At 67.9% G+C, this 9,793-nt stretch carries 5 protein-coding genes; all 5 read left to right on the top strand.

Going from position 1 to position 9,793, the window contains the following annotated elements; genetic code table 11:
• Window positions 1-178: 178 nt before the first annotated feature.
• The 5 genes from LLH23_03065 to LLH23_03045 all read left to right on the top strand — a co-directional run bounded on the left by LLH23_03065 (window position 179) and on the right by LLH23_03045 (window position 9,758).
• Entirely contained in the window at window positions 179-3,124 is a 2,946-nt protein-coding gene (locus tag LLH23_03065) for a beta-N-acetylhexosaminidase (GenBank protein ID MCE5237453.1), read from the top strand.
• 45 nt (window positions 3,125-3,169) lie between these two features.
• Window positions 3,170-5,170 (top strand): hypothetical protein, encoded by a 2,001-nt coding sequence (locus LLH23_03060; GenBank protein MCE5237452.1) that lies wholly within the window; start codon window positions 3,170-3,172, stop codon window positions 5,168-5,170.
• 26 nt (window positions 5,171-5,196) lie between these two features.
• Window positions 5,197-7,875 (top strand): hypothetical protein, encoded by a 2,679-nt coding sequence (locus LLH23_03055; GenBank protein ID MCE5237451.1) that lies wholly within the window; start codon window positions 5,197-5,199, stop codon window positions 7,873-7,875.
• Window positions 7,876-7,894: 19 nt separating this feature from the next.
• Window positions 7,895-8,767 carry an amidohydrolase gene (locus tag LLH23_03050; GenBank protein MCE5237450.1) on the top strand — a complete coding sequence of 291 codons (873 nt, stop codon included), beginning with the start codon at window positions 7,895-7,897 and terminating at the stop codon, window positions 8,765-8,767.
• A gap of 115 nt (window positions 8,768-8,882) precedes the next feature.
• The gene (locus LLH23_03045) at window positions 8,883-9,758 is read left to right on the top strand and encodes an amidohydrolase (GenBank protein MCE5237449.1); all 876 of its coding nucleotides are present in this window, start codon (window positions 8,883-8,885) and stop codon (window positions 9,756-9,758) included.
• The last annotated feature ends 35 nt before the right edge of the window (window positions 9,759-9,793 follow it).

Below are 9,793 nucleotides of genomic sequence, written 5' to 3'. Positions count from 1 at the left end.
GTATGCTCGAGGCATACCGGGAGTTCTGCGCGACGGACGGGGTCTGTCCCCGGAAGACCGGCGACAGACCGTCTGCAGGGGGCTGAGCCCAGCGTTGCACTGTCGGGGTCAGCCCCCTGCGGGTCGTCTGCTGCGACCACTCCGGGGACAGACCCCTATTCTGACCAGGAGGCCTCACATGACCCGTTTGCTGCTACTGGCCCTCGCTCTTCTCCTCGTCCTCCCCTGCTTAGCCTCGCCCTGGGACGAGTACGCACCCTATGCCCGGTCCCTGCCGGCGCTTGAGCCGACGCCCTCGGGTGAGGGGCACCTGGGACTGGTGGAGAGCGGCAAGCTGGTGCAAGTGCGCTTCCCCGTGCCCGCCGAGGCTGTGGCGGCGTATCGCGTGAACCTGTCGAGCATCGTCGCCTTCACCGGGCGCGGGACCTCGTACCAGCTTGTCATCCGCACCGACAGGCCCGACGGCCCGGTCGTCTACCAGGGGCCGGTCATCGAGAACGGCGACGCCTGGAACGCCACCAACCGCGACCCGGTTGACCTCAGCGCCGCCCTCAAGCCCGAGCACGGCAAGCAGGGCTATGTGGACCTGTACGTCACCGGCGTCGTGACCGGCGACGGGTGGACGCTGTACAAGCAGGCGCCGGGCCGCCCCATCGCCGCGCAGGCGGTGGTGCTTACGGCCGAGATGCAGCAGCGCATCGCGATGGCCCGGCAGATGGCCGCGCGCGGCGTCGCCGTCATCCCGCAGCCGCAGCAGTGCGGACTACGCGAGGGCGACGTCACGATCTCGGGCTTCGCTACCGAGGCGAAGACACCGGAGGAACGCTTCCTGCGCACCGAAGTGAACGACCGGGTCAGGGAGCTGGGGCGGCCGGAGCTGAAGCAGGCGAGCCAGGGCGAGCGCGTGTGGCTCTGCCGCGCCGACGATAGCGCCACGGCAGCCGCCCTGCGCAAGCTCGGCTTCGCCGCGAAGCCTTCGGGCCATGCGCAGGGCTACACGCTGGAGGCCGGCAAGGCCGGTGTGGCGGTCGTGGGGGATGACGAGGCGGGGCTGCTGTACGGGGTGCAGACGCTGCGGCAGTTGCTCAAAGGCGTCCTACCCCCTGCCCCCTCCCTGAAGGGAGGGGGAACGACAGTCCCCGCCCTACAGATCGCGGACTGGCCCGAGTACCCGCTGCGCGGGTGGCAGTATGACATTGCCCGGGGGCAGACCATCAACCTCGACTTCTGCAAGCGCCTGGTGCGCGAGTCCGCGCGGCACAAGATGAACTGCATCATGCTGTACATGGAGGGCGACTTCATCTTCGAGAAGTACCCCTTTGTCGGCCGCGAGGGCACTTTCGACCAGGCGAAAGCCCAGGCCCTCGACGCCTATGCGACCCAGTACCACCTGCAGCTCATCCCACAGTACGAGGCCCTCGGCCATGCCTCGGCGACGCTGAAGCACGAGGAACTCAAGGACCTGCGCGAGAACGGCGCCACGTGGGTCTATTGCACCAGCGAGCCGAAGACCTGGCAGTTCCTCGATGACGTGTTCGGCGAGCTGGCCGCGGCCTTCCCGCACTGCAAGTACTTCCACGTCGGGGCCGATGAGTTCGAGGGAGGCTTCGCCCTCTGCCCGCGCTGCAAGCCCAAGGGTGTGGGCCCGTGCTATGTCGAGCACATGAAGAAGCTGAACGACATCTGCAAGAAGTACGGGCGCAAGATGCTCTTCTGGCCCTCCCACCGGGCCGAGCGCGACGAGATCTCGTACCTGTCGCTCAAGTACGCCAAAGACATGCCCAAGGACTGCATCCCGACCGAATGGATCTACCATGGCCCGGCGGCCTACCCCGAGATCGCGCAGTACCAGCAGGCTGGCTACGAGGACGTCATCGTCAGCCCGGCAGTGGTGGACTACTCGATCATCTGGCCCGACTACGTGATGACCTTCCGGGGGATCAAGGGGTTCTACGACGCGGGCAGGATGCCCGCACTACAGAAGCCTTGCGGTGGGGCGATCTGCACTACCTGGGAACTCATGTATGGCGGCCTGTACGAGAACAGCTGGTACGGACTGGTCTACGCCGCCGAGTGTGGCTGGTCGCTGGGGCGGACCAGCAAAGTGGACTACGACCGGCGCTTCGCCGCCGACTGGTTGGGCACTGCCGACGCCACCGCACCTGACCTGATCGCCCGGGCCCTCTACACGCCCATCCCGACCACCGGCGAGGCAGCCATGTGGCGCAACGGGACGCTGGTGCAGAAGCTCCTGTGGTGCGCCCCGCAGGATTTCCGCCGCCGCTACATGCAGCGCGAGCCGACGTACCTGCAGCGGGCCAGGGCGCTGTCCGCAGCCTGCACGCAATGGGGCGACGCGCTCACGGCGCTGACGAAGCTGGCCCAGACCAACCCGAAGACGCTGGAGTTCGCCCGGCTGGGGTGCGACATGTACGCCCTCGTCGCGGCGAAGCTGACGCTGTTCGACAGGGCGGCGCAGGAGTATGGCGAGGCCGGCAAGTCCCTCGCCGCCGGTGACGCCAGGACGGCGGGCGAGAAGCTGCAGTCGGCCGCCTCGGCCCTCACGACACTGCAGGCCGGTGTGGACGCGCTCAAGCCCGGCTTCCAGTACGCCATAGACAACATGGGAGCATACAAGGGCGACCTCGACGCGCTCGGCAAGCAGTCCGAGGGCCTCCGGGCCATGGCCGCGAAGCTCGATGACCTGAAGGCGCAGGTGGCGGCCGGCGCGCTCAAGACGCTGCCCTCCGGCGAGGACCTCGGCCTGGGCTTCAAGCAGTTCACGCGCGTCGCCAGTTGGGGTCCGTCCCAGATGTCCGAGCAGGAGAAGGAGATCCGCTTCGACCTCACACCCTTCGTCAAGGCCGCCGGCAAGTACCGGCTTGAGTTCGAGTACACCCGGGGTGCGCACGGGCTGAACATGCGCGAGGTGCGGCTGCTGGCCAACGGGCAGGTCGTGGCGCAGGACCAGCACGCCGGCTGGGCCGGCGGCGGCAGTCGCGGCAACGTCTTCACGCTCACGCTGGCGCAGCGCGACCCGCAGGCGAAGTACGAACTGGTCGCCACCATCGCCTCTGCGGGCGGCACGGACTCCAACGGCGATATCTGGCTGTCGGCGGAGTAGCGACACCCCGCTGCCCGGGGCACACTGGAAAGGACCCAACACCCCATGCGTCGCACGATCGTCTTGCTCGCGCTGGCCGCCGTTGCCGGCGCCGCCTCAGCCCAACCCGTCGCGCTCCCGCGTGCGCAGGCGGCGGTGTCGCTCCTGGACCCGGCGAACCTTGGGCTGTGGTCCGGGCTGAAGGTCACTGCCGCCACCCTCGATGGCCAGCCCGCCATGCAGTTCACCTTCCCCAAGTATGTGCCGGGGCAGAACGAGTGGCCGGCGGTCTATCTGAAGCACGAGGAGGGCAAGGGCTACTCCCTCAGCGACTGGTCGCACCATGCCCTCATCAGCTTCGATGTCCGCACCGACAGCGAGAAGGCGGCCGATGTGGCGCTGGAGCTGCGGGCCGAGGCGAACCGGAACGGCTGGGCCACGCACTACCCGATTGCGCCCGGCAAGACCAACCACATCGCCGTGGCTCTCTCCGACCTGCCGCGCGACTTCGGGCTGACGCACGTGCAGGAGATCGTGTTCTTCACCACTCGCCCCGCCGCCGCGTATACCGTGACTATCGCGAACCTGAGGGTGGAGCCGGGGGAGAAGCCGCCACTGGCGACAGTGTCGCTGGCCTATCCTAACTACCGGCAGATCATCTTCCCGCAGATGGACGGGGTGCGGGTGGCGGTGAAGCTGCAGCCCGAGGAATACGCCGTGAAGCCCTCGGCGCTGAAGCTGGCGCTGACGGGTCGGGGCGGGGGCAAGCAGGTGTCGGCCGACGCGACCCTCCGCCAGGCGGAGAGCGTGCTCACGGTGAGCACACACGATCTCCCGGCCGGGCGCGTGACGCTGACGGCCACCGTCACTGGCGGTCCCGAGCCGGTCGTGCTCCGCCAGACGCTGCGCAAGCTGAGCGCGGATGAGGCCAGGAGCCTCCGGGTCTACATAGACGAGCACAACAACACCGTCGTGGACGGCAAGCCGTTCTTCCCCCTGGGCCTGTACGGCAACGGGCAGGCGGCGCAGATGCGCGAGATCGCCGACAGCCCCTTCAACTGCCTGCTGGACTACGGCACGAACCGCAAGTCCCGCGCCGACATGCTGGCCTACCTCGATGAGATGCAGCAGCGCGGCCTGAAGCTGATCTACTGCCTCAATGACCTGTACCCCGCCGCCAAGTACTACGAGGGCAAGACGTGGGAGGGCGTCAGCGGCAATGCCGCCATCGCCGACGCCGTGATTGAGGCCTACCGCGACCACCCGGCGCTGCTGGCGTGGTACCTCAACGACGAGCTGCCCAAGGCGATGGTCCCCGAGCTGACCGGCTACTACCGGCAGGTGCGCGAGGCCGACCCGAATCATCCGGCCTACATCGTGCTGTGCAACATGGCGGAGGTGAAGTACTTCACGGGCACGACCGATGTCATGGGCGTGGACCCGTACCCGATCCCCACGCTGCCCGTGACGCGGGTCAGCGACTGGATGGAGACGGCCAACGAGGCCACGCAGGATCACATGCCGACGTGGCTGGTGCCGCAGGCCTTCGCTTGGTACCAGCACCACCCGCCCGGCTCGAACCGCGCGCGCATCCCCACCGCGGAGGAGCTACGCACCGGCCGCGCCCCGACGTATGAGGAGGGCCGCTGCATGACGTACCTGGCGCTGGCGCACGGGGCCAAGGGCCTCGTTTACTGGTGCTACTACAACCTGCGGATGCTGCCGCAGTACCAGGAAATGTGGGGGTGGATGAAGCAGATCGCGGCCGAGGTGAAGGAGCTGTCACCGGTGCTGATGGCCCCCGACGACCTCGGCCCCGCGCGCTTCACGCCGGCCGCGGCGCCGCTGCACACGAAGGTGAAGCGCTATCGCGGCCATGAGTACCTCATCGCCGTCAACGCCGGGCAGGAGCCGTGTGAGATCACCTTCGCGACGACGCACACGCTCCCGGCACAAGTCACAGTGATGTTCGAAAACCGCACCACGCCGGCCTCAGGCCGGCAGCTCAAGCTCGCCTTCAAGCCGCTGGAAGTGCACGTGCTCGATCTCGGACCCGTGGGACGCTAGCTTCCCGTAAGAAAGGGGACGATGCCATGAGCGTGCTCCTCAGACGAGCGCGTATTGCCACGCTTCCCCTGCTGCTCTTGGTCGTCGGTGCCGCCTTCGGTCAGGAGGCCTTCCCCACCGCCGGCGAATGGCCGTGCTACCGGGGCGGCCCAACCCTTCAGGCACGTTCGCGCCTGAAGGGCACCATCACGGCGCCACAGGTGATCTGGAAGCAGTACACCGGGGCGCTCAAGACGCACTTCGTGGTCGAGCCGGGGACGGGGGACAGCACGCTACAGATACCTGACCCTAAGGTCCCGACGGCGATCCTCGACACCAGCGACCCGCGCTGGGGCCTGGCCTGGCCCGAGGGCGAGATCGGCGGCAAGCGTCAGCAGATCAGGCGCACCATGCATGTGACCTACGCCGACACCCATCCGGACGTCCCTGGTCTGGAGAAGATCGAGTTCGAGAGCGGCTTCAGTAAGCCCACCATCGGCAACCAGTGGCAGCCCTGCATGGCTCGCTGCTTCGGCTGGCAGGACGGCGCCTGGGCCAAGCTCTGGGAGACCGAGCCGATCAACATGCTCTTCGAGGCCGCGCCGGTCGTCGGCGACCTCGACGGCGACGGCAAGCTCGAAATCGCCTTCCTGCCGTGGTATGACCTGGTCATCCTCAATGCCGCCACCGGCGCCATCAAGCACCGCTGCACGTTCACCAAGCAGCGCAGCTATGGCTACCTCGGAGTCTGGAACCTGGATGGGTACGGCAGCCCGGAACTCCTGGTGCAGGCTGACTTCTGCAAGCACGTGGATGTGTTGGGCTTCCGCAGCGGCCAGCTCAAGCTGCTGTGGCAGTGGAACATCGAGCCGGACATCTCCCATCCCCGGAAGGTGCTTCGCGCCTACCCCCACCCGGTGGCCGATGTGGACGGCGACCGCAAGCCGGAGATTGTCCTGAGCGTGTACAACGGCTCGGGAGATCAGCGCTGGCATGTCACGATCCACGAACCGACCTCCGGCGTCGCGAAGGCCGACTTGCCGGGCGAGTGCCTCGACGGCCTCTTCGATCTGGATGGCGACGGCGTGTCGGAGCTGCTGACCTCTGTCACTACCGGGGCCAGTCCGCCGCCCTATGGCACCATCCGGGTGCGCAGCCTGCGCGGCGGCCAGCCCATCGCCCTGTGGGAAGCGACGGACTCCGCCTGGGTCACGTGGGAGCCGCCACTGCCTCCCAACGCCAACAGTGCGGCCATCGAGCCATATCGTGACGCCCTCTGCCGTCCTGCGCCCGGCGGGGCGTGGGTAGCCGTCCGGCAAGCCGCCGGGGGGGACCCCGGGCAGGCGCAGTTGCTGGTGGGCCGGTGGCGTCAGGGCGGCTTCGTCTTCGGAACCCGCGTCTCTGGCCCACGCGTGGAGGCGCTGGCGCTCAGCCCCGACGGCGCGCTGCTGGCCGTCGGCACAACTAGGCCCAACCAGACCGCGCCGATCGCGATCAGCAGCGGACAGGGCAGAGCCGTGAACGCCCAGTGTGAATGGGGCGCCAAGGGCACTCCCGTCGTGACCCGGCCCGCGGGTGAGGCCCGCCCCACCATTGTGGTGCAGGGACAGGACGAGGAGCTGGTGGCCGTGTACCCGCCGGAGGGAGGGGAGCCCGCCGTCGAGCGCTGGCGCACCGACGGTCGCGGACAGAGCACCGGCTGGCTCGCCGAGGACAGGGGGCCGGTGCTGGCCGATCTGCGCGGCGACGGCCAGCGTCAAGTCATCTACGCGACCGCCTCGCCCGGCGGCGGCGCCCGGCTCATGGTGGCTTCGCTGGACCTGCAGGAGGTCTGGCACCATGACTTCCCCAGCATCCCAGGCAGCGCGCCCGTCCGCGACACGGGCGGCATGATCCTGTGGCAAGTGGCCCACCTGAGCGATCCCCGCACGCTCGACGTTGTGGTCACGGTGCGCCGGTCCTTCCATGGCAGCGAGGAGACGTATGGACTGTCAGGCCTGGACGGGCACGAGCTGTGGCACCGGGACAGCCAGGTCAGTGAGCGTGGCGTGGGCGGCACGCCCTTCGCCCTGGCCGATCTCGATGGCGACGGCCTCGACGACGTGGCCTCCTTCTACCCGAGCCTCGTCTACATCCTCAAGGGCACGACCGGCCAGGACCTCGTCGCGCAGGATGCGACGTGGGAGGGGGTGCCCGCCAAGCCGGTGTACAACGGCCTGCCTCTTGCCGGCGACTTCGAGGGGACGGGACGCTCGTCCCTGTTCTTCGCCACCGAGAACAGGGCGATGACCGGGCTGGTGCGGGCCGATGGCAGTCTCGTCTGGTGGGATGCCTGCGAGGCCGGCCCTCAGTCTCTTCAGGCCATCGGAGACTTCGACGGTGACGGCAAGCTGGAGGCCATGGGGTACGGCTACGCAGACGGGGTCCGCTGCTACGACACAGCCAGCGGCAAGGTGGAGTGGCGCCTGCCCGCGCCGATGGCCGGCATACCGGCCGGGTCCGCCAGCGGCGACCTTAACTCCGACGGCCGCGACGAGGCGCTCTTCACGATCGGCTCGACGCTGCTGTGCCTCGGCACGGTGGCAGGCGGCGCGAGCGGCGCGGTTCTGTGGCCGCTCGACTTGCCCGGCCCGGTTGGCCCGCCCGCCATTGCCGACCTCGAGGGCCGTGGGCAGGCATCGGTATTGTTGCTGGGCAGAGACCGCTACATATACTGTGTCCGCTAGACGCCAAGGAGAGAGAACCATGTTTCTGGACATCCACGGCCACACCATTCGCTTCTCCGATCCGCGCCACCGTGCGCTGACCAAGCTCCTTCCGCCCGACGAGCTGATCGCCCAGTGGCCGCAGTGGGAGATTGACCGGGCCGTGCTGCAGCCGCTGGTGCATCACGAGTCGGGGCTGCCGTTGCAGAGCAATGAGGACATCCTGGACATCTGCCGCGACTTCCCCGGCAAGTTCATCCCCTTCTGCAACCTCGACCCGCGCTACGGCCACAACACCCCCACCGCCGACTTCACGCCGCTGCTGGAGCACTACCAGCAGATGGGCTGCAAGGGTGTGGGCGAGATGGCCGCGAGCCTGTGGTGGGACGACCCACGGATGCTGAACCTGCTGGGCCACATCGAGCGCGCCGGCCTGCCGCTGCTGTTCCACGTCGGCCGGGAGACGGGCACGTACGGCGTCGTGGACGACTTCCGCCTGTCCAGGCTGGAGATCGTGCTGCAGCGCTTCCCGAAGCTGCAGTTTGTCGGCCACTCGATGGCCATCTGGTCAGCCATCAGTGGCGACTGCACCGAGGAGAACTACCTGGGCTACCCGCCCGGCCCGGTGACGCCCGGCGGGCGGCTGGTCGAGCTGCTGCGGCGGTACGACAACCTCTGGGGCGACATCTCCGCCGGCAGCGGCAACAACGCCCTCACGCGCGACCCGGAGTTCGGCTACGGATTCATGGAGGAGTTCCAGGACCGCCTGCTTTGGGGCAGCGACCTGTGCTGGCCCGGCCAGGAGGTCCCGCAGACCGCGACACTGAACCAGGCACTGGCGGGCGGGCACATCTCGCAGCAGGCCTTCGACAAGATCGCCTTCGGGAACGCCGCGCAGTTGCTGGGCGTTTGACCTGTAGAGGCGCGATCTCGCGCGCCTGTCTGCAGGCGCCCGACCGTGTGGGCGCAGTTCACTGCGCCGAGCCGTGAGGCGCGACAAGCCGCGCCGCTACGAAGAGGAGAGTTCCATGTTCATAGACATCCACACCCACACCATCCGCCTGTACGACGAGCGCCAGCGCGCCATCTGCCGTTGGACCAACCCCGAGGAGCTGCTGGGGATGTGGGACGACCTCGGCATCGCCCGGGGCGTCATCCTGCCGCTGGTGCATCACGAGATCGGCGAGATCCTGCAGACCAACGAGAACGCCCTGGACATCTACAACCAGTACCCCGACCGCATCATCCCCTTCTGTAACTTCGATGTGCGGTACTGGTACAACAACCCCAAGACGAACTACACCAAGGCGCTGGAACACTACCAGGCGTTGGGCTGCAAGGGCGTGGGTGAGTATGTCTCCAATGTCTGGTGGGATGACGAGCGCAGCCTGAACTTCCTGGGGCAGGTCGAGCAGGTCGGCCTGCCGCTCCTGTTCCATGTCGCCAGCGCCAACCGCGGCATGTACGGCCTGGTGGACCAGTTGGGCCTGCCCAAGCTGGAGAAGGTCCTGCAGCTCTTCCCCAAGCTGCAGTTCATCGGCCACTCGATGGCCTTCTGGTCGGCGATCAGCGGGGACGCCGACGAGCAGAACTGGATGGGCTACCCGACCGGCCCGGTGACCCCCGGCGGCGCCCTGCCGCGCCTGCTGCGCACCTATGACAACCTGTGGTGCGACATCTCCGCCGGCAGCGGCAACAACGCCCTCACCCGCGACTTCGACTTCGGCTGCAGCTTCATGCAGGAGTTCCAGGACCGGGTGCTGTTCGGCACCGACATCTGCCAGTGCCCCCAGCGCGTCGAGCAGGTGGGAACGATGGACCGGGCCCTGAGCGAGGGCAAGATCACCCAGGAAGCGTACGAGAAGATATCGCACCTGAATGCGGAGCAGCTGCTGGGGCTGTGAACGGCTTGGCGGGGGCAGTTGTGGGAGCGGTCACC

It is taken from the genome of bacterium, from assembly GCA_021372615.1.
Classification (GTDB): Bacteria; Armatimonadota; Zipacnadia; order Zipacnadales; family UBA11051; genus JAJFUB01.
Note: the sequence above shows the minus strand (reverse complement) of the source record. Positions and strands in the feature narration are given on the sequence as shown.